Source organism: Rhizobium sp. PAMB 3174 (assembly GCF_052908375.1).
Genome location: NZ_CM128608.1, coordinates 1,249,246 through 1,267,755 on the forward strand (window position 1 = coordinate 1,249,246; position 18,510 = coordinate 1,267,755).

22 protein-coding genes are annotated in these 18,510 nt (G+C 58.9%); 12 read left to right on the forward strand and 10 right to left on the reverse strand.

The features are described from left to right. Nucleotides 1-25 precede the first annotated feature (25 nt). The 6 genes from ACU5AY_RS05920 to ACU5AY_RS05945 are packed head-to-tail and all read left to right on the forward strand — an operon-like array spanning nucleotide 26 to nucleotide 3,585. Nucleotides 26-559: a phage major tail tube protein gene (locus tag ACU5AY_RS05920; RefSeq protein ID WP_446828367.1), complete on the forward strand. Its 534-nt coding sequence runs from the start codon at nucleotides 26-28 to the stop codon at nucleotides 557-559. A gap of 14 nt (nucleotides 560-573) precedes the next feature. After that, nucleotides 574-996 (forward strand): hypothetical protein, encoded by a 423-nt coding sequence (locus ACU5AY_RS05925; RefSeq protein ID WP_446828368.1) that lies wholly within the window; start codon nucleotides 574-576, stop codon nucleotides 994-996. Between the two features lie 3 nt (nucleotides 997-999). Further along, nucleotides 1,000-2,634, forward strand: a complete 1,635-nt coding sequence (locus ACU5AY_RS05930; protein ID WP_446828369.1) for a phage tail tape measure protein — start codon at nucleotides 1,000-1,002, stop codon at nucleotides 2,632-2,634. 17 nt (nucleotides 2,635-2,651) lie between these two features. Then, entirely contained in the window at nucleotides 2,652-2,990 is a 339-nt protein-coding gene (locus ACU5AY_RS05935; protein WP_446828370.1) for a hypothetical protein, read from the forward strand. Continuing rightward, nucleotides 2,974-3,186, forward strand: a complete 213-nt coding sequence (locus tag ACU5AY_RS05940; RefSeq protein ID WP_446828371.1) for a hypothetical protein — start codon at nucleotides 2,974-2,976, stop codon at nucleotides 3,184-3,186. The genes ACU5AY_RS05935 and ACU5AY_RS05940 overlap by 17 nt, the downstream gene beginning before the upstream one ends. Before the next feature lie 12 nt (nucleotides 3,187-3,198). Then, nucleotides 3,199-3,585: a hypothetical protein gene (locus ACU5AY_RS05945; RefSeq protein ID WP_446828372.1), complete on the forward strand. Its 387-nt coding sequence runs from the start codon at nucleotides 3,199-3,201 to the stop codon at nucleotides 3,583-3,585. Nucleotides 3,586-3,636: 51 nt separating this feature from the next. Here ACU5AY_RS05945 and ACU5AY_RS05950 read toward each other — a convergent pair whose 3' ends face one another. From ACU5AY_RS05950 to ACU5AY_RS05985, 8 genes are all read right to left on the reverse strand, one after another. Beyond that, nucleotides 3,637-5,154 carry a hypothetical protein gene (locus ACU5AY_RS05950; RefSeq protein WP_446828373.1) on the reverse strand — a complete coding sequence of 506 codons (1,518 nt, stop codon included), beginning with the start codon at nucleotides 5,152-5,154 and terminating at the stop codon, nucleotides 3,637-3,639. Nucleotides 5,155-5,292: 138 nt separating this feature from the next. Beyond that, nucleotides 5,293-5,505, reverse strand: coding sequence for a hypothetical protein (locus tag ACU5AY_RS05955; RefSeq protein WP_446828374.1), 213 nt, complete (start codon nucleotides 5,503-5,505; stop codon nucleotides 5,293-5,295). Nucleotides 5,506-5,606: 101 nt separating this feature from the next. After that, nucleotides 5,607-5,795, reverse strand: coding sequence for a hypothetical protein (locus ACU5AY_RS05960; RefSeq protein ID WP_446828375.1), 189 nt, complete (start codon nucleotides 5,793-5,795; stop codon nucleotides 5,607-5,609). Nucleotides 5,796-5,804: 9 nt separating this feature from the next. Further along, entirely contained in the window at nucleotides 5,805-6,527 is a 723-nt protein-coding gene (locus ACU5AY_RS05965) for an SOS response-associated peptidase (RefSeq protein WP_446828376.1), read from the reverse strand. Between the two features lie 86 nt (nucleotides 6,528-6,613). After that, on the reverse strand, nucleotides 6,614-7,123 hold the full coding sequence (locus ACU5AY_RS05970) for a hypothetical protein (protein WP_446828377.1): 510 nt from the start codon (nucleotides 7,121-7,123) through the stop codon (nucleotides 6,614-6,616). A 5-nt stretch (nucleotides 7,124-7,128) separates the two neighbouring features. Continuing rightward, nucleotides 7,129-7,458, reverse strand: coding sequence for a hypothetical protein (locus tag ACU5AY_RS05975; RefSeq protein WP_446828378.1), 330 nt, complete (start codon nucleotides 7,456-7,458; stop codon nucleotides 7,129-7,131). Continuing rightward, nucleotides 7,427-8,836 carry a hypothetical protein gene (locus ACU5AY_RS05980; protein ID WP_446828379.1) on the reverse strand — a complete coding sequence of 470 codons (1,410 nt, stop codon included), beginning with the start codon at nucleotides 8,834-8,836 and terminating at the stop codon, nucleotides 7,427-7,429. The genes ACU5AY_RS05975 and ACU5AY_RS05980 overlap by 32 nt, the downstream gene beginning before the upstream one ends. A gap of 454 nt (nucleotides 8,837-9,290) precedes the next feature. Further along, a complete protein-coding gene (locus ACU5AY_RS05985; protein WP_446828380.1) occupies nucleotides 9,291-9,662 on the reverse strand; it encodes a thermonuclease family protein in 372 nt (123 codons plus the stop codon). A 335-nt stretch (nucleotides 9,663-9,997) separates the two neighbouring features. Here ACU5AY_RS05985 and ACU5AY_RS05990 point away from each other — a divergent pair, with 335 nt between their 5' ends. The 6 genes from ACU5AY_RS05990 to ACU5AY_RS06015 all read left to right on the forward strand — a co-directional run bounded on the left by ACU5AY_RS05990 (nucleotide 9,998) and on the right by ACU5AY_RS06015 (nucleotide 17,040). Further along, the gene (locus ACU5AY_RS05990; protein ID WP_446828381.1) at nucleotides 9,998-10,810 is read left to right on the forward strand and encodes a hypothetical protein; all 813 of its coding nucleotides are present in this window, start codon (nucleotides 9,998-10,000) and stop codon (nucleotides 10,808-10,810) included. 94 nt (nucleotides 10,811-10,904) lie between these two features. After that, nucleotides 10,905-11,465 (forward strand): DUF924 family protein, encoded by a 561-nt coding sequence (locus tag ACU5AY_RS05995; RefSeq protein ID WP_446823817.1) that lies wholly within the window; start codon nucleotides 10,905-10,907, stop codon nucleotides 11,463-11,465. 93 nt (nucleotides 11,466-11,558) lie between these two features. Beyond that, nucleotides 11,559-14,156: a mechanosensitive ion channel domain-containing protein gene (locus ACU5AY_RS06000; RefSeq protein ID WP_446828382.1), complete on the forward strand. Its 2,598-nt coding sequence runs from the start codon at nucleotides 11,559-11,561 to the stop codon at nucleotides 14,154-14,156. A 131-nt stretch (nucleotides 14,157-14,287) separates the two neighbouring features. Then, nucleotides 14,288-14,551, forward strand: coding sequence for a hypothetical protein (locus ACU5AY_RS06005; RefSeq protein ID WP_446828383.1), 264 nt, complete (start codon nucleotides 14,288-14,290; stop codon nucleotides 14,549-14,551). A gap of 160 nt (nucleotides 14,552-14,711) precedes the next feature. Then, a complete protein-coding gene (locus tag ACU5AY_RS06010) occupies nucleotides 14,712-15,569 on the forward strand; it encodes a response regulator (RefSeq protein WP_446823820.1) in 858 nt (285 codons plus the stop codon). 133 nt (nucleotides 15,570-15,702) lie between these two features. Then, nucleotides 15,703-17,040 carry a GGDEF domain-containing response regulator gene (locus ACU5AY_RS06015; RefSeq protein WP_446828384.1) on the forward strand — a complete coding sequence of 446 codons (1,338 nt, stop codon included), beginning with the start codon at nucleotides 15,703-15,705 and terminating at the stop codon, nucleotides 17,038-17,040. 48 nt (nucleotides 17,041-17,088) lie between these two features. On the opposite strand, the gene ACU5AY_RS06020 is transcribed toward ACU5AY_RS06015, so the two are convergent. Beyond that, on the reverse strand, nucleotides 17,089-18,099 hold the full coding sequence (locus ACU5AY_RS06020) for a GlxA family transcriptional regulator (RefSeq protein WP_446828385.1): 1,011 nt from the start codon (nucleotides 18,097-18,099) through the stop codon (nucleotides 17,089-17,091). 191 nt (nucleotides 18,100-18,290) lie between these two features. Then, nucleotides 18,291-18,494, reverse strand: coding sequence for a hypothetical protein (locus tag ACU5AY_RS06025; protein WP_446823823.1), 204 nt, complete (start codon nucleotides 18,492-18,494; stop codon nucleotides 18,291-18,293). Nucleotides 18,495-18,510: the final 16 nt, after the last annotated feature.

The window sequence follows — 18,510 nt, forward strand, 5'->3', positions numbered from 1 at the left end:
ACACATTTGACGAAAGGGCCAGATCATGGCTGAACAGCTTCTTCTCCTCGAACAGGCGAACATCTTTCTCGGCGACGCCGATCCGAGCGCGTCCAATCATGTGAAACTGCAGAGCGTGGCGCTGCCGACGCTGGAGCGGGTGACGACCGCGCATCTCGGCGGCGGCGCGGTGGCCGAGGTCAACTTCTCGATGAGCGCCTTCCGGGCGCTCGACCCGTCCTTCAAGTTCGCGGGCATTTCGGAAGACTCCTACCGGCTGCTCGGGATCGGCGACAACGAGCCGCAGAACTTCACCATCTACGGCGCGCTGCGCAACAAGCAGACCGGCGCGATGAGCCAGGCGAAGGCGATCGTCACCGGCATGATCGGCCGGCTGGCGCCAGATGCCTTCGACCGGTCGAGCACGTTCGGCCATGACCACGGCATTACCGAGGTCACGCATTATGAACTCTTCGTCGGCGGCAAGGAATGGTTCTATCTGGACTATTTCACCTCGCGGGTGCGCGAATTCGGCAATGACGTGACGCAGAGCGTGCGCACGATCCTGGGCATCGAATGATGGCGGGCAACAGGGTGGATGACATCGATCCGCTTTCGGCGCATCTTGCCGAGGTGGACGAGACCGGGGCCGCTTCGATCGATCTCGATCAGTTCGTGACCCGTGTCGGCGCTTCCTCCCCGGCGGATATCCCCGCCGGTCGCGGACCGGAGGAAGCGCCCGTCGTCTCCTATGACGATGGCGACGTGCTGCCGATCGTGCTGCCGTTGTATTTCCGTCCCTCCGTCGATGGCGTGCGCCTGGCTTCGCTTTCGGTCTATCCGCCGGAGCAGGCGGATATCGACGCCTGGGGGGCGGGCGAGATCAGCAATCGCGACCTGCTGGCGCGCATGGCGCGGGTGCATCCCGCCGTGATCGCGCATCTCAAATGGCCGGACGCCGAGCGCCTGCACCAGGTGTTTTCGATCCTTGCCCCGCATTTCGTCACCGGAGAGTAAGCCATGAGCGGACGCCGCCTGACGGCCACGATGGTGGTCGACCTCAAGGACCGTACCGGACAGTCGACGCGGGCGATCATCGGCAACATGGACCGGCTGAAGCGGGCCGAGCGGGATCTATCGCTCGCCAATGCCGGCGTGACGCTGGGGCGGCGCGACCGGGCAATGGAACGGCTGCTGATCGAGCAAGACGCGGAAATGGAGCGCCGGCGCGCGCTCTACCGCAAATGGGCGGGCGTGGCCGCGGCAGGCGCCGTGGTGGCCGGGACGGTGGCGGCGAAGGCCTATACCGATTTTGCCGAGCTGGAACGGCGCGTCAACCGGATCGTGATCAATGCCGACAAGGGCGCGGATGCAATCCGGCCGACGATCACCAAGCTGCAGGCGATCGCCTCGGCGACGAAGATGAGTTTCGAGGATGTGGTTTCTGGTCTCGAGACGCTGGTCGCCTCCGGTCGGTCGCTCGACGAATCTCTTGCCTTCCTGCCGTCGGTGACGCTGACGGCGCAGGCATCGGGGGCGGCGATCTCCGACATCGCGCTGTCGGCGGATGCGCTGGCGGGCTCGATGAAGATTGCCGGCGGCGACATGCAGAAGGCCTTCGACATCCTGGTCGCGGGCGGCAAGGCCGGCAAGTTCGAACTGAAGGACATGGCGCAATACCTGCCGTCGCTGCTGCCGGCGTTCTCGGCGCTCGGCTATGAAGGAACCGAGGGGCTGCAGAAGATCGTCGCCATGCTCCAGGTGGTGCGCAACCAGGCGGGCGCCAGCTCGGACGCCGCGACCTATCTCTCGAACGTCTTCCAGAAGATGTATTCGGATGCGACGGCGAAGAAGTTCCATGATTTCGGGATCGACATCACCGAGGCGCTGGACAAGGCCAAGCGCGAGGGGCGCGACGTCGTCGACGTCTTCCTCGACATGACGATGATCGCCACCAAGGGCGACCTGTCGAAGCTGACGAAACTGTTCACCGATGCGGAAATGCAGAAGGGCGTGCGGGCGCTGATCATGCAGCGCGATGTGCTTCGACAGCTGACGACAGAATTGGGACATGTGGACGGCTCGGCGTTCAAGGACTTCAATCAGATCGTCACCGACAGCCAGGCGGGTCTGCAGGAGCTTTCGAACCTCTGGGACAAGTTCATGACCCAGGTTGGGTCTGGTGTGGCGACGGTCGTCAATCCGGCGCTGAGATCGACGACAAGCGCGATCGAGGATGCGGTCGACAGCGCCCGGGCCGAAAAGGGCATGACGGAGGCTCAGCGCAACAAGCAGCGCAACGCCTTTGGCGAGGCCTATCGCAAGGCGCATCCGGACGCCTGGTTCTGGGAGGTGAACGATGCCTACAGCCAGGCCAAGGCGAAGGTCGGGCGCGGCGAGGCAAAGACCGTCTTCGAGGGACTGACGGCATCACGGGGACGGCAGAACCGGCCGGTCGTGCTGCCGCAGGCGGGGGGCAAGGGGCGGGACATCGACCCCTACCATCTGCCGGAGAGCGACGTGCCGACGCCGTTCGGTCGCCCGGGTCCGACGAAGACGGGTCGCGGCTACGAGGCCGGCATGACCGGCCGTGGCCTGTCCTGCTGCTCGGGCTACTCGTCTTCTATGAGGGCATTCCCGGCGCAAGTTATCTGACGCCCTATCTGCGCTTCGTGCCGGTGGTGGGGCCGCTGGTCGACGATCTGGCGCAGGGCCGGGTGGGCCGCGCCCGCGCGGCCGGTGCGGCCGGGGAACGGGCGGCCTGGCAGGAAGCCATGGCGAAGCTGAAGGACAAGATCGAGGCTGACCGTAAGGCGGCGCAGGCGAAGATCGATGCCGCCGACCGGGCGCTTTACGACGCGAATGCCGAACTGGCCGTGATGAAGGCCGAAGGCGATGCCGCGCTGGCGGCGGAAGGGACGGACGATGCGAACAAGGCTGATGATCGTGGGGGTGCTCCTTACCATCCCATGTCTGACCGGCTGTGGAACGTCTTTGGCAAGACGCGTTGAGGCGCCGTCGGCGGCCGTCAGCGTTTCGGCGGCCGTGATGGGGCCTTGCCCCGAGGCATCGATCGGCGACAAGCCGAGGACGCTTGCCGAGGAGCGCCGGCGCTGGCTTGCCGACCGGCAGGGGTTTGCGGCGTGCCGGCGGCTGAACGACGCCAAGGGCGAGGCAATCCGCGCGCTGCAGGCGCAGCGGCGGTAGGCAGGTGATGACATGACTGAAGGGGGAGAACAGTTGATCGCGGGGCAGCTGGCACAAATTCACACCGATATGGGTCGGCTGATGGAATGGCGGGAGGTGGACCGCAAGGAATCGGCCGAGAGCCGTCGGCTGATGCACGAGACGCAGAACGAGCATTCGAAGCTGCTTCTGACACTGACGCACCGGGTGCAGACGATGGAAGCGTCGTTTGCCCGCGAGCAGGAAACATGGAACGAATATCGCATCATGCGTGAGCAGGCGAAGGGCGCCGGCAAGCTCGGCGCCTTTCTCTGGCGGCGCGGCATCTGGCTGATGGGCGCCGCCTCCGGTTTCATGCTGTGGGTCTACACCATCCGCCACGAGCTTGCGGCATGGTGGCACTGGCTGGTCAGCCGGTAAGGTAAGCACTCCGATCGACAATTTGAGAGCGCCTAGAACGTTGGGCGCAAGTCAAAGAGTGCAGCCGTTAATCAAGCCGCGTAATTCCGCTGTCATACGGCTGGTAGCTACGATCTTCGTCAGCATATTGTCTTCGAAAAACAGGCGAAGGCCAATTGTCTGCTTCTTCTCGCTGTCGTCCTCCTTCCCTGCAAGCAGCATCGCAGACGCGCCGTCGAAGCCCTCGATGGTCGGTGCAGAACGCGTGAGATGGTAGCAGCCGTATCGGGTGTATCCGTTCTCGACGAACCTTGAGAAGGACGGCACGAAGCTTCCCTGTGTTACGGTTTGTATGTCTGAAGCGTTTTCAGTGCGTTTGGAGATCCACGCCCGGTCAGTCCTGTCATCGATGGTCATCGCGGGTGCGACTCGACTCTGAACGTCCTCGGCGTCTGAGGCGGGCAGTCCTCTCAACGCTCCATATCGGCTGAAAATGTCCACCAGGCGATCAACCGCGCCCCGGATTTTGAGGTCTCTTGCTTCAACGAGTTTCGGTTGTTTTGCCTTGTTTACGTAGGCCAGGACATCCTCCTTGGTAATCAGAAGACTTTCCGGGACCGCGCTTGTGTAAAGGTGTCGCGTTTCGAGCACGACTGGCACCAGATCTTCCGGATCAAGGCATTCGATATACTGGTCCTTGCTTGCAAGATCAGTGGAGCGATAGATGGTATAGGCTCTGTCTGCAGCCGACGAGAAGCCCTTTTCCAAAAGGTCCCGATTGAATTGCTGACAATCCTGCCTAATCTTATTTACATCGATTTTGCCGGTCACCGGAATTAGGGTATCGAAATTGGCTTTGAATGGAATGCCAGCGTCACGTAGAAGGCTCTTAGCAGGTCTGACCTTTATCGACACTGTCGAGACGCTGGTCGTCAGCCGGTTTGTTCCCGTCTTCAGGTCGACTACTCGCGATGTGGAGTTCTGCTCCTTCTCGAATAACTTCAGGTATCCAGTGTAGGTTGTCATAATTGTCGAAACGGCTTTCTGCCGCTCAACGGTTTCTCCGTTAAGCTCCTGTCCCCTCGCCAGCTTGTAGGTGGGCAAAACCAAGTCGTTCACCAGAGCAAGTGTCTTCACAACGCCTGATGGCACCGACTGCGACTCATAGCGCAGGAAATACGCCAGCTTTGGCCCGCTGCCACCATAGGTGACGAATTTTCGTCCGCATGAACTGCCTTCCTGCGATGTGACGTTGCCATCAACAACGGTAAAGACATGTTGCGGTATCAGAAAGGTGGATGTGCTTGTGTTGAAAGATTCCGCGGAAAGGTTTAGTTCTTTCGAAGATATCGCGAATATATGTGTTGCCGATTTTGGTCTATTGAAGGGAACCCAACTGCGTTCGGAAGTCAGATACTTTTTCAGGGCCTTTTCGTTTACGCTGCATGTGTATTCGATGTAGTAAAGTTGGTCGGGATCCAGGCTTTTTCCATTCTGTGTCAGTTTAGGCTCTTCTGCCCAAGCTTGACTGTTCCCGAATACTGCAGCTGCGAACGCAAACATTATGCCTAGAAAAGCACGCATTTTCATTCCCCCTTCTTGCCCTTGTCACATGAAAAAGCAACTTCTGATGGAATGCAAGCGAGAATTGATTTGAATTGCAGGTACGCGCACTAACTGAAATTGAGGGATGCCAATCTCGATGGCTTGTCCTGGCGATGACAATAATCAAGCCGGCGGCTGCGACAGATTAGCCCTTTCGATGATCCTGCCCCGGTGGCGCAGGATGAACGGCCGGTCGCCATATTGGACGACGAGGGCATTGAACGCCGCTCTGGCGGCGATGATGTTGTCTGCGCCGGCCAGGCGTTCGACGGCCTTGCCGTTGCGGTCCAGCTCTTCCACCATGAAAGTGAAGGGATCGTCAAACAGTCTCGCCATCGGAATTCGTTCCTATTTCGTTCGCGATTATTAGGACCGAATTCATAAGGTGTCCAGCACGCAACGGCTGTTATTCCGGGTGGCTTCTACCGGTCGTTTGCCTAGCCGCCAAGCCAGCCCATGGTACGAGCCACGCCGGCGATCGAGCTGGCGACGGAGACAATCAGCACCAACCCGGCCACGACGAGCGGCCATAGCGGTTTGCGTTCCGTCTCGGCCTTTTCAAGCTCGCGGTCGAATTCGTCGTCGTCGAAATCATCTCGTGAATCAGGCCTGTTCGCCGAGTCCATTGTCATGTCCTATGTCTTGCTGGCCGGCAGAAGTGTCAGGCGATCATCCGGCAGGGGCCGGTGCAGTTCCTTTGCTTCTTCCCAAGGTGCCGAGAGCCAGGCCGTTATCTCCTCCTTCGTCGTCAGGATTGCTGGCATGGCCTTCGGATGGATTGGGCCAACAATGCCATTCGGCTCGCAGGTGAGGAAGCCGAAGAGGTCGGTGGTGATCAGGCCTTCCTTGACCTTCCGCACGCTCTCCCACTGAGGCACCCATATCCCGGCGAAGAAGGCCAGCGGCTCGCTCTCGTCGATCGCAAACCAGGCATTCGGCGTGCGGCCGCCCTCCGGTTTGTTGGCGGGATCCGGTTCGGCGAAGCGGGTGAAGGGCACGAGGCAACGGTGCTCGACGCCGAGCCAGCGTGTCCAGTGGCGGCTCTTGGTGTTGCGGACATTGGTGGTGCCGCCGTCCGGCTCCATTTTCAGGAGCTCGTCGAAGTCGACATCCTTGCCCTTGGCGCGCAGCTTGTCGGCGCGCTTCGTGGCGGCGTCGTAGAGCGCCTTGGATGAGCTCGGCAGGCCCCAGCGCACCAGGGCGATCTCGTGGGCGTCACCGTTGTTGCGGATGATCGGGGCAGGGCGGTCCGGGTAAATGTCCTCTGACGGATCGAGCCGGTTGGTGAGATCGTCGACCGCGCCGGCGAACTGGCGCATCATCTCGTGGGTGGTGGAGATATTGTAGAGGTTGCACATGGTTGGTGAATGATCCCTACTGCAAAGCCAAAGGCCCGAAAGACCTCAAGAGCAACCTACTGTCATGGCCGGATCAACGAAACTTCCTAGCCTGCCTCTAGTTGCTTCTTGGTCTCCCTCTCCACTTCTTTCGAAACTAGCTCAATAAGTTTGCCAAGCTTCTCAGATGCTGGTCCAATTAGTGCTTTTTTATCAGTTAATGACATCGGCGCATATATTCTCTGCACTGCGCCGACGGCATCGTCCCATGACCTCTCGGTCATGCTCACCCAATTCGTCTTTTCATTGAAATCACTTGAATCAAGAGCTTCAAGAGCGGTTGTCAGTGAAACGTAAAGATTAGATAGCTTATGATTAAATGCTTCGAGATTTTCCCTGAAGTCGTCATCTGACCCACCAAAAGCTGCGAGGCTAGTTAGCTCCGACTTGGCTTCCCGCATAGAGGCCAGCGTGGTCTCCACCGGACCTTTAAGGCCCTTAAATTCGGCGAACAGCTGTCCACGCCGCCAAAGAGCGCTCGTTCTATACGAATTGACGAGGTTCCAGAGCAGGCTGGCCGCTATACCAACCCAAGGGGCCCAATCTTTTGCGTCCATTGATGCTAGTTCGCAAAAATCGGCTTGCGCTCCATCAATGACGACCTGATGCCGCTTTCTACCTGCTGCAGAACGACCGGTTCGGCGTCGAATGAATAATGAGCCAAGAATTTGTCTCGATCGCCGAGCCTCTTTACGCTTTCGGCAAACATACCCTGGAAGAACGACGGCGTGATTGTGTACACGAACCGAGGAACGAGCACCACTACAGGACCGGCTTCCTGATCCATTTCCTCAAGCTTAAAATGTTGACGAGCGGCTAAGCCCCTCTCGTGTCCCGAAAGGTTCCTTACCTCGCCGTTCTTAGTCAACTCGCTCAGTTGGATCTGTTTCATTTAATACTCGCTTCAGATCGTCGCCGCTGAGTACAAACGTTAGGCCTATAATAGTCCCTGGAAATGTTGTGTTAAGATCATACACGAATTCAGGGTCCGGAGCTATACGCGGCGAATTTTCTTCATTGAACCACAATCGGCGCGGCTCATTTACACCATTACGTGTACCCTGTACATATGGCTGACGGGCCATAATGCAAGAGCGTCCAGACACAATGGTCATCTTTGGCGCCTTTCCAGGCATGCTATTGAAGCCAAGGACATTTATAAGATCAAGCACTTCCTGCAATCCAATGCCTCCGCGCTGATTTGTCGCTGCAACGGGATCGCGGGTTACGCCGTCTTGCAAAGCCACCAAAGTTGCGAGTGTTTCTCGACTTCGGCCGGTCCCCTCGTGGAGATCACAGTATTCCTCGATTTGCTGTCGGATTGCTGGCTGGGCGGTTTTTAGGCCCTCCGCAATGGTGGAGCCCACACTAAGGAAGCCCATGTAGCAACGGTACACGTCGACACCCGACTCCGGTCGCTTGGCCATGAATGCCGCAGTTGACCAAGTTCCATCAGAACCCGGAGGATTGCTGTGCCGTTCCGCATTATCTAGCAGCTCAAGTATGATATTCGCCAGTCGAGCCTTGCCTCCTCTGGAAAGCTCGATCTCGAAAGCTGCTTCCTCTAACCATTCATCTACGGCATCGCAGAATTCATCGGCTACGTGCTCGCGGCGTTGAGGTTCCAACTCTCTTTTTGCGCTGCGTGAGCTTCCTGCGGGTCTTCTTGTCCGCCGGGGAAACGCCCACACGTTATCCGTTGAATGTCCCCAGTTTAACCTCATGCCTAGATCTCGGCTCAGTTGAACTGAGTCTAACACTTTTTGGATAGCGGTCGACATTCTACCGCCTTTGAATACCTTGGCGAGTTGTGGCCACATTTCCGCGAGAACTAAGTAGGATGCTATGTCTATGCAGTATTTATCGTCAAAATGCAAGAACGCATCAACGGCGAAACATTCAAATTTAATAATAGATACTAATTGTGTTAATGTTTCATCAGGGTGATCAATAAATGTGAAGTCATTTAGTACGAGTTCGCTATATTTTGCAGCGTGTCGACGCTGAGTAATTGGAACCCAGAGGCTTTTTCGGTCTGGTCGCAATCCCAATATTATTTTGTTTTCACTATATCTATGAGTTAGCAGCAGGCGCTTAGGGATTGGCAAGCGCTTACCCTTTTTCCCCTTTTTGAGCAGTGCACGCGATTTGGATTCTGCGTTTCTTCTGATGGCAAGCCTAGCAAGAGGTGAAGCAGCCGAATTGAAACGACCTTTTGAGAGCCTACGACGGTAATCACGGAGATAAAGCCTAAGGTCAGCGTCATCCAATTTTCTATCTGAGGTGGGTTTGACTCTCTGTTGCCAAATGCGTCGCCGAAGACTGTCAATGTAGCTCTTAGTAAATCGAGGCATGTGCGTATTCCGATGGATTTTTGCAAATCTTAGGAAATAGCTCCTCCAAATCAACCTATGACTTTCGTTCTTGGCAGTTTTCCACCCAGAACTGTAATTATGCTATACTCCTAAGCCTGCGTGACGAAGATGAGGACGTGGAGCCCGCTTTGGAAAAATAGGATACTTGTTCACGGCTTGCTCAGCCGCGTGAGTTATTGCAGCTTTCCGTCTCTCATAAGCCATATGAACGCAGGTAATAACTGACGGCTGCCGCTTTGCGCTGACTTGTGATCCGTCAACCGGTCATGAAACAACCGATAGCATCCTCTGCTACTGGGGCCTATATCAGGCAGACGGGGACGGAAGATACGTGTTTGCCCAGCGCTCGTTAGCACCACGGCCGACGCTTGCCATTCCACTTCCGCGCCAGGCCCTCGTTGAACAGGGTGTCCCCGATATCGCTGCCATTGACGCTGACGACGGCCAGCGTCCTGCCGTAGCGGTCCTTCATTCTGCCATGGTCGCCGCGGGTGATCACCGGCTTTCCGCTTGCCAGCAATTCTTTCATCCTCGCCTTTGCAACAAGCCCCAGCCGTCGCTCGGCGTCGCATTTCGCCTGGTGAATTTCCGGCGTGTCGATGTTGGCGATCCGGATCGTCTCGCCGGCAATGACGATCGTGTCGCCGTCGATGGTGCGATTTGGTGCCAGAGTTGTGCCGAGCGATACGGCGAGAATCAGTGCAGCCGTTGTGAGTTTCATGGCGCGGATATATACCTCCCAGAAGCGAAAATGTGCAGTTACCAATTCATCTTATGTTCCGGTGATTTTCATGGACCTAATGGCGGCGTATTGAAAACCGTTCTTGATAGAAGTCGCGCCGTTATCGGCATCAGACTTTACTCTTAATCAGCGGGTCCACGGTTCGAGCCCGTGATCACCCACCAAATTCTTTCTTGAAAACCAAATTCTTCCGCTGATTAATTAAAGTAGTTTCTGCGCCGCTCACAGGCGCCGAAAATGGCTTCGGTGTTTCATGGCTTGCCTGTCTGCGGCAAGGTGGGCAGGATGACGGCTCCACCGCAGAGGGAGGGCCGATGCTGCCAAGACTCATTCCCATTATGCTGGTTGCTATTGGTTCCGCACTGCCTGCCAGGGCCGCGGAGATCGATCGGCTGTTCGGGCATCAGATCACCGTCGAAGGCGAAAACCCGGAGCGGGTGCTGGCCGTTGACGGGCGCCGTATGCTGACGGATGCGATCATTTTTCTCGATGAGGTAGCCGTTGTCGACGGAGTGCCGGTCCTCATCGGCAGCCGCTCGGCGGGCGGCAACGCCTGCGAGGGAACGCCGTTCGTCATGTCCTTCCCAAAGGATGGCGCCGTCCGGCTGGATGGGCCGATCGAGGAATGTGCAGCCATTGTTTCGAACGTCGAGTTCCAGCGCATCCTGTTCTCGACCGGGGAGGTGCCGGGCCGGGCGACGCGACAGTGGCAATGGACGCCTAAAGGCGGTCTTACCGAGCTTGCCGCCGTCGAGTTCTCCCCCGACAGTACCAAGGGTTGGGAGACGTTGCGCGAGCGGCAGATCGAGCATCCCTCCGATGTATTGCGCTATGGCGGTATCGCCGATCACATGGCGAACCTTCTCGGACAGGATCTTCCGGCTTTCGAGGCGATCATCACCGGTGTCGGCGGCGGTGCGTTCAAGGGTGACGATTACGTCGGCTCGGCCTGTACGCGGCATATGTGCGGGGATGAGGAGGCACTTGTCTTCCTGTCGGCTGCCGAGCGACAGGCCTATATCGCCTGGAAGCCGTCCGGACAGAAGATCCTGGTTCGCCCTCCGGTCGGGCAGTGGCCCGAGAAGGCCAAGGTGGAGTTGCGCAACTGGGCGTCAAAGTGGAAATGAGGCACATCCACGTCGCGGGTTGACCCCACATCGCAATCCAAGGCTAATGTCGGTGGTGCCGCCGACGGCATGGGCTAGCACGGAGGAGACTGGCATGTCCGACTATGTGGCGATCGCATCGCCGGCGGAAATCCTGCATTTCTGGTTCGAGGAACTGACGCGAGAGGACTGGTTCAAATCCTCGCCAGAGCTCGATATTAGCATCCGCAAGCGGTTTGCCGAGACGCATCTGAGCCTTGCCAATCATATCGGCGACGAGTGGCATGAAACGCCGGAGGCGTTTCTAGCGGCCATCATCGTTCTCGACCAACTGCCGCGCAACATGTACCGCGCTACGCCTCTGGCCTTTGCGACGGACGGTCTGGCGCTGCGTCAGGCCAAGCTCGCGGTGCAGACCGGCGTGGACAGGAAGATCGACCTCGAACGGCGTGTCTTCGTCTACATGCCGTACGAGCATTCGGAGAATATCGAAGACCAGACGCGCTGCGTGGAGCTGATGGAAACACTCGGCAACGAGGAGTTCCTCGACTATGCTAGGCGGCACCATGAGGTGATCGCCAAATATGGGCGGTTTCCCCATCGAAATGCCATACTTGGGCGCGAGTCCACCGACGCGGAGAAATCCTATCTGGCGCAACCCGGTGCCGGCTTCTAGTCTGCCCGGGATCGCGCGTCGGCAAGGGTTTCCTCGCGGTCGAAAATGTGCCAACCAGCGCATGACCGTTTCCACGACGGATGAGGTATTCGTTTGCGCAGCATTTCCGGTATCGCCGGCCGCTTTCCGGCCCTGATCGCTCTTCTTGTTCTGCTTGCCGTTGGGCCAGGGCTGTCTGCGTCCGCAGCGCTCGCGCAGGATGCGGCCGCGACCACGGAACAGGCCGCGAAAGCGGCGGTGAACCCGGTTGATGACGCGCGCCGGCAACTGGAACAGGCCAAGCAGCAGCTCGATGCGATCGAGAAGCAGCTGACGCCGGCGATTGGCGACGACGACAAGCTCGTCGACATGATGGACCAGGTGGAAAAGGTCAGTCGCGCTGTCATCCAGATCTCCGTCGATCTGCGCCCGAGCTTCGATCAGCTCAAGAGCCGCCTCGAGCAACTCGGCGATCCGCCGGCAGAAGGGCAGCCGGCGGAAGCGCAGATCGTCACCGATGAGCGCAACCGGCTGAAATCGGAGCGCGCGGAAATCAATGCGCTGACCGGCCAGGCCGAATCTCTGTCGACCGAGGCGAGCCAGCTTGGCACCGCCATCACGATCGCGCGCCGGGACATGTTCTCGAAGAAGCTCCTGGCCCGGCGCGATATCACGCTGGATCTGTTTGCGACCGCCTGGACCATGGCCGGCCAGGAAGGCGCCACACTCGAACGGACGTTCGGCAGCTGGACCTCGTTCATCTGGCGCTTCAAGGCGGTCTATTTCGGCGGCGCGCTGATGGGTTCTCTGGCGTTCGCCATTGTGCTGATGATGACGATCAGGCGACTGTTCGGTTCGCTTGTACGTCGCGACAGGACACAGGAGGCGCCGAGCTATCTCAGCCGGCTTTCGGTCGCCTTCTGGTCGACCACCATCTCGACGCTGTCGTTCACAACGTTCCTCACCGTCTCCTACACGCTTTTCGATCGCTTCAACGTATTGAGGCAGGACGTCGCGCCGATCATTGCCGCCTGCTTCGGCATGACCGGGATGGTCTTCTTCGTCTGGCGGCTCAGCAAGGCGACGCTTGCGCCTGGCGACGTCCAGTGGCGACTGGTGAACGTCTCGAATGGCGGCGCCAAGTCGCTTGTCCGCGTCTTCACGCTGATGGCGGCCGTCAATGGCTTCGACTACGTGCTGGAAGCGATCAGCACCACCGCAGGCTCGGATCTGATCCTGACGGTGGTCAAAAGCCTCATCGCGTCGGTGATCATCGGCCTGCTGCTGATCGCGCTGTCATTTTCCCGACCCATCCTCAACAGCAGCGGCGACCCCAAGGATCCCGGCCGGCCGCTCCCGCATTTCGCGGCGATCCTGCTGCGCATCTGCGGTGCCGCGATCATCCTGCTCTGCCTTGCCGGCTATGTCAGCCTCGCGCGCTTCCTGTCCACGCAGCTGATCGTCACCGGCGCGGTGGTGATCACCGTCTATATCGGCATCCTGTCCGGCCGGGCCGTCTCCGAGCAGAACGGATTTCCGCGCACGGCCGTCGGGCGCTATATCGGCGAGCGGTTCAAGATCGAGGCCAAGACCCTCGACCAGCTCGGTCTCGCCGTCGGCTTCTTCATCTACATCTTTGCGCTGCTGGCAGGCTTTCCGCTCATTCTCCTGTCCTGGGGCTTCCAGTTCGCGGATATCGAGCGTTGGGTCTACCGGATCTTTACCAATATCACGATCGGCAGCTTCTCGATTTCCATCGTCGGAATTCTCGGCGGGTTGATCATTTTCGCCATCGCGCTCGTCGTTTCGCGCCTCTTCGAGAACTGGCTTGACCGCAACGTTCTCGGCCGCACCTACATGGACACGGGCGTGCGCAACTCGGTCAAGACGGGCGTCGGCTATCTCGGTATCGGCATCGCCATCATGTTCGGCCTGTCGGCGGCCGGCATCAGCCTGTCGAACCTCGCTCTCGTCGCCGGTGCTCTTTCGCTGGGTATCGGCTTTGGTCTGCAGAACATCGTCTCCAACTTCGTATCGGGACTGATCCTGCTTGCCGAACGGCCGTTCAAGGTGGGCGACTGGGTGGTGACCGGAACGACGGAAGGCTTCGTCCGGCGCATCTCCGTGCGCGCCACGGAAATCGAGACGTTCCAGCGGCAGACGATCATCGTGCCGAATTCCGAGTTCATCAACAGCTCGGTCGGCAACTGGACGCACCGCAACAAGATCGGCCGGATCGAGATCATGGTCGGCGTCTCTTATGATTCGGATCCGCGCCGGGTGCTGGAGATCCTGAAGGAGATTGCCGACGGGCATCCCAAGCTCCTGCATTTCCCTGAACCGATGGTGGTCTTTGCGAATTTCGGCGATTCCTCGCTCGATTTCGAATTGCGTGCCTATCTTGCCGACATTCTCGACGGGCTCGGTGTTCGCACCGAAATCCGCCTGCAGATCTACGAGCGCTTCAAGGCCGAAGGCATCGAAATTCCGTTCCCCCAGCGCGATCTCAATATCAACATGAAGTCCGAAAAGATCGCCGAAGCAGTTCGGGCGGCGCGCGACGTCGGCCGCTGGCCGGAGGAGCTTTCCGGCCGCAAGCGCGGCAAGCGGCCGGCTGCCGACATTTCCGAGCTGGAGAACGAGGGACATCCGGATATTCCGGAAGGGGATGGCAATGTCGAGGATGGGGCGGACGGCCCGAACCAGCCATAGACACGGTCATGCCATCATTCAGGCAACATTCATCATCGATCGACTATGGATAAGGCCATGACGTGTGTGGCATGCTCTGTGCCAGACACAGGAACGACAACAGAGGGCGGCGCCCCGTGTGCCGGAAGAACATGAAAAGATTTCTTGTTGCACTGCTGATTGCCGGAGCCGGATCAACCTTTGCGCATGCCGCGACCGTGACCAATAAGGATGGCGAAACTGTGGTTCTGGTGGTCGTGGAAGGCGGAAACCGCATGGACGTCGCGATCGACGCGGGCGCGACCGAAACCATCTGCCCCGCAGGCTGTTTCGTTACCCTGCCGAACGGCGATCGCGTGGGCCTGAGCGGCGGCGAGACCGTCGAGATCGTCAAGGGGTCGGCCCAGGTCAAGTAACTCTGCCCGGCGGTGCCGCGTGCGCACCGCCACCAATCCCATCGTGAGCCACGTTGCGAGTATCCGCCAAACACCGATGCCGATCCGCTCACGGGGATTAAACATTTTTAAAAACGTCAAAGCTATAACATCCTGAAATGACTTGAGGGGATGGGTTCGTATGGCGTTTTTGGGAATTTCCGGGATGCATTACTCCGGCGCTTCTTTGAAGGGACACAGAGTGCTCCTGGCGGAAGATTCCAATGTTTACATTTCGATGATCAGCAAGCGGCTCAAGGAGCTTTTCGACATTGACGTCGAGGTCTGCCGCAATTTCGAACAGCTGCAGTATGTCTACGAGCGTTCCAGCGAGCCGGTCGCCATCGCCATCACCAACATGAACCTGCCAGGTGCCGAGAGCGGGGAGGCCCTGAGCTATCTCGTCGATCTCAGCGTTCCGACCATCGTGTTCACCGGTGCCTTCCACGAGAAGATCCGCGAGGAGATCCTGGCGAAGGAAATCGTCGACTACGTCATCAAGGACAACATGTTCGCCGTCGACATGCTGGCGGAGTCGGTCTGCCGCTATCTGACCAACCAGCGCCACCACGTGCTGATCGTCGATGACAGCCCGACGGCGCGTGCGCTCCTGTCGACGCGGCTGAGGCGCTACAATTTCCGCGTCAGCCAGGCTGATAGCGGCATGAAGGCTCTGGAACTCCTGAAGCAGAATCCGGACATCGGCCTCATGATCACGGACTACAACATGCCGGACATCGACGGCTTCGAACTGACGAGGCGCATCCGCGCGAGCATCGGTTCGCATCAGTTGCGGATCATCGGCGTTTCCTCGTCCACCAACCGGCTGATGTCGGCGCGTTTCCTGAAGGCCGGCGGCAACGATTTCATCCTGCGTCCCTTCGTGGACGAGGAGTTCTACTGCCGGGTCAACCAGAATCTCGATACGCTGACGCAGATTCGCGCCAACTTCGATGCGGGTTCCGTAACCACTTCTCAATTGTCTGCTGCTATAGGTTGAAAATTCTGGCGCGTTAAGATAAAGCGCTCTCGATTTTCCTGCAAAGATATCGAAGAATATCGCAGGAGGGCGGAGCGCCATCTGGCGCAAGCTGTCTGAGTTTTCAACTTTTCGGTGAAGGCTTGAGGGGAAAATGTCATTTAACGGCGACATGACGGCAGTTGGGCAGGGTGGCAATAGCGGTGTCAGGGGTACCGTCGTCCTGGTCGAGGACACCCGGCTTTTTTCAAAGGTTCTCAGTCACCGGTTCTGCGACGAACTTGGCCTTTCCGTGGTGCATGTCGCTTCCCTGACAGCGCTCAAAGACCTGGTCGAGCGCGGGGAGCGCTTCGAACTCGCGGTGGTCGATCTGACGCTGCCGGATTCGTCCGACGGCGAGGTCGTTGACTACACCTCCGACATGGGCATTCCGACCGTGGTCTTCACCGGCCGCTTCGATCGCGACATCCGAAATGTGCTGATGCAGCGCAGGGTTGTCGATTACGTGATCAAGGACAGCGAGCGGGCGATCAATTCGGTCGTCAATACGGTGAAGCGCTTCTTCAACAATCAGTCGAACACGATCCTTGTGGTCGACGACATGAGCTCCGTGCGCAGCAATCTGGTCGAACTGCTGAAGCTGCAGCGCTACAACGTCATTGGCGTTGGAACCGGGCTGGAGGCGCTCGACGTGCTGAACCGCTTCCCGGAAGTCGAGCTCATGATCACCGATTACGTGATGCCGGACATGGACGGCTACGAACTCACGCAGCGGGTGAGACGGATGTTCGAGACTGATGAGCTCGGCATCATCGGCATATCGTCTTCCTCGGACCGGCTGCTGTCGGCAAATTTCCTGAAGGCCGGGGCGAATGATTTTATCTATCGGCCCTTCGTCGAGGAAGAGCTTCTCTGCCGCGTCGCCAACAGCCTCGACATGCTGCAGCAGATCCGCAATCTCAAGCGCGCGGCCGCCTGCGACTATCTGACCGGCCTCTTCAACCGGCGCTATTTCTTCGACCGGGGGCCGCGGCAGATCGGCATCGGCCAGCGCGAATCCATTCCTTGCAGTATCGCCATCCTCGACATCGACCACTTCAAGAAGCTGAACGACACCTACGGACACGAGATCGGCGACCGGGTGCTGATTGCGGTCGCGCACAAGCTCGAAAACCTTCTCGACGGCTCGCCGCATCTTCTGTCGCGACTTGGCGGCGAGGAGTTCGGCATCCTGATGACCGGGCTCGATTCTGCCGCCGGGACCGATTATTGCGACTGGCTGCGGCACGAATTGTCGCGGGTTCGCATCGTTGCCGACGACGAGGACCTGACGATCACCGTGTCGATCGGCGTCAGCGGCATCGAGGGCGGCGAAACCTTCGACAACCACCTCAACGCCGCCGACCAGTTCCTCTACATGGCCAAGCATCAGGGGCGCAACCGCGTCTATTCGGACGCGCTGATGGCCGCTTCCGTGTCCGCCGCCGAATAGGGTCGGGCAGGGCGGCGATTCTGCTCGCCACCGTCGCAATTTTCGTCGTCAGGATGCTCTGGATGTGGCGAGCGTCATCTTCCGGTCTGCGCGCTCCTGCTGCGGGGACCGATTGTAGACTTCGCGATAACACTTCGAGAAGTGCGAGGCCGAGACGAAGCCGCAGGCGACCGCCACCTCGACGATCGGCATGTTGGACTGGACCAGCAGGTGCCGGGCGCGGTCCAGGCGGATTTCGAGATAGTACCGGGCTGGCGAGCGGCCCATCTCCTGGCGGAACAGTCGTTCGATCTGCCGGCGGGAGAGGCCGGCGCTGTCGGCGATGTCGAGCAGCGACACCGGCTCGGCCAGATGGTTTTCCATGAGTTCGATGATCGACAGGACTTTGGCGTTCTGGACGCCGAGGCGGGCGCGCAATGGCAGGCGCTGCCTGTCATGGGGATTGCGCACGCGGTCGGTCAGGGCCTGCTCGCAGATGCGGTTGACAAGGCTTTCGCCAAAGTCCCGGCCGATGATGTCGAGCATCATGTCGAGTGACGCGGTGCCGCCGGCGCAGGTGTAGAGATTGCCGTCGATTTCGTAGAGGTCTGCATAGACTTCGGCCTGCGGGAATTTTTCCGAGAAGCCGGGCAGGTTCTCCCAGTGGATGGCGCAGCGCTTGCCCTTCAACAGGCCGGCCTGGGCCAGCACATAGGCGCCCGTACAGAGCGAGCCGACGGCGACGCCGCGATTGTAGATCTCGCGCAGCCAGGCGAACACCGACTTGTTCTGGAATTCCTCGACATTGATGCCCGAACAGAGGAGCACCATGTCGGGTCGCGTGTCGCTCGACAGAAACCGTCGCTCCTCGACAAGCGGCAGGTCGGCTTCGATCGCTATACCGGAGGACGAGAAGACCGGCTTTCCGTCGGTCGACACCATGCGCCACTTGTAGGCGTTGTAGCCGAGCATGCGATTGGCGATCCGGAGGGCTTCGATGGCGGCGGTAAACGGCAGCATCGAGAAGTTGGGGACGAGGAAGAATACGATAGAGCGCTTTGTTTCCGGCGTTTTGCTCATCAGAGAGGCTTTTCCATGCTCACGGTTTCCAGGTTGAATGTCTCACCGCGAAAACAGTGACCTGGATGTCTCAAATGCGACACTGACATGGAAGAACCCGCCATGGAAGAGGGTGCGGGGCAGGCAATGTGAAAATTCTCCGGCTCCCGCATGCTGCGCTTTGCCTGCGTGCGGGAGCAATGCTCCTGTCATCAGCGGACGAACGCCCGAAAATGCCGGGCCCAGTCGGCAAGCTTCCTGCGCTCTTCCCTGATTGCGGTTTCGTCCGCCTCCAGGCCGACGTCATCGCGCAGCCAGTAGGGCAGGCCTTCGATGTCATGGCGCGAGGATGTCGGAGCTCGGTTCCAGCCGTTCCATGCCTTTGTGAAACTTACGAATACACTTCCCAGAAACATCGTCGTTCTCCTGTGC

Excerpts from the sequence above, each read along its gene's own strand:
- ACU5AY_RS05960 (WP_446828375.1), bottom strand. The coding sequence starts at position 5,795 with ATGGACTCGGCGAACAGGCCTGATTCACGAGATGATTTCGACGACGAC.
- ACU5AY_RS05990 (WP_446828381.1), top strand. The coding sequence starts at position 9,998 with ATGCTGCCAAGACTCATTCCCATTATGCTGGTTGCTATTGGTTCCGCA.
- ACU5AY_RS06015 (WP_446828384.1), top strand. The coding sequence starts at position 15,703 with ATGTCATTTAACGGCGACATGACGGCAGTTGGGCAGGGTGGCAATAGC.
- ACU5AY_RS05930 (WP_446828369.1), top strand. The coding sequence starts at position 1,000 with ATGAGCGGACGCCGCCTGACGGCCACGATGGTGGTCGACCTCAAGGAC.
- ACU5AY_RS05920 (WP_446828367.1), top strand. The coding sequence starts at position 26 with ATGGCTGAACAGCTTCTTCTCCTCGAACAGGCGAACATCTTTCTCGGC.
- ACU5AY_RS05970 (WP_446828377.1), bottom strand. The coding sequence starts at position 7,123 with ATGGACGCAAAAGATTGGGCCCCTTGGGTTGGTATAGCGGCCAGCCTG.
- ACU5AY_RS05945 (WP_446828372.1), top strand. The coding sequence starts at position 3,199 with ATGACTGAAGGGGGAGAACAGTTGATCGCGGGGCAGCTGGCACAAATT.
- ACU5AY_RS05975 (WP_446828378.1), bottom strand. The coding sequence starts at position 7,458 with ATGAAACAGATCCAACTGAGCGAGTTGACTAAGAACGGCGAGGTAAGG.
- ACU5AY_RS05955 (WP_446828374.1), bottom strand. The coding sequence starts at position 5,505 with ATGGCGAGACTGTTTGACGATCCCTTCACTTTCATGGTGGAAGAGCTG.
- ACU5AY_RS05965 (WP_446828376.1), bottom strand. The coding sequence starts at position 6,527 with ATGTGCAACCTCTACAATATCTCCACCACCCACGAGATGATGCGCCAG.
- ACU5AY_RS06010 (WP_446823820.1), top strand. The coding sequence starts at position 14,712 with ATGGCGTTTTTGGGAATTTCCGGGATGCATTACTCCGGCGCTTCTTTG.
- ACU5AY_RS06020 (WP_446828385.1), bottom strand. The coding sequence starts at position 18,099 with ATGAGCAAAACGCCGGAAACAAAGCGCTCTATCGTATTCTTCCTCGTC.
- ACU5AY_RS05950 (WP_446828373.1), bottom strand. The coding sequence starts at position 5,154 with ATGAAAATGCGTGCTTTTCTAGGCATAATGTTTGCGTTCGCAGCTGCA.
- ACU5AY_RS06005 (WP_446828383.1), top strand. The coding sequence starts at position 14,288 with ATGAAAAGATTTCTTGTTGCACTGCTGATTGCCGGAGCCGGATCAACC.
- ACU5AY_RS05995 (WP_446823817.1), top strand. The coding sequence starts at position 10,905 with ATGTCCGACTATGTGGCGATCGCATCGCCGGCGGAAATCCTGCATTTC.
- ACU5AY_RS06025 (WP_446823823.1), bottom strand. The coding sequence starts at position 18,494 with ATGTTTCTGGGAAGTGTATTCGTAAGTTTCACAAAGGCATGGAACGGC.
- ACU5AY_RS05985 (WP_446828380.1), bottom strand. The coding sequence starts at position 9,662 with ATGAAACTCACAACGGCTGCACTGATTCTCGCCGTATCGCTCGGCACA.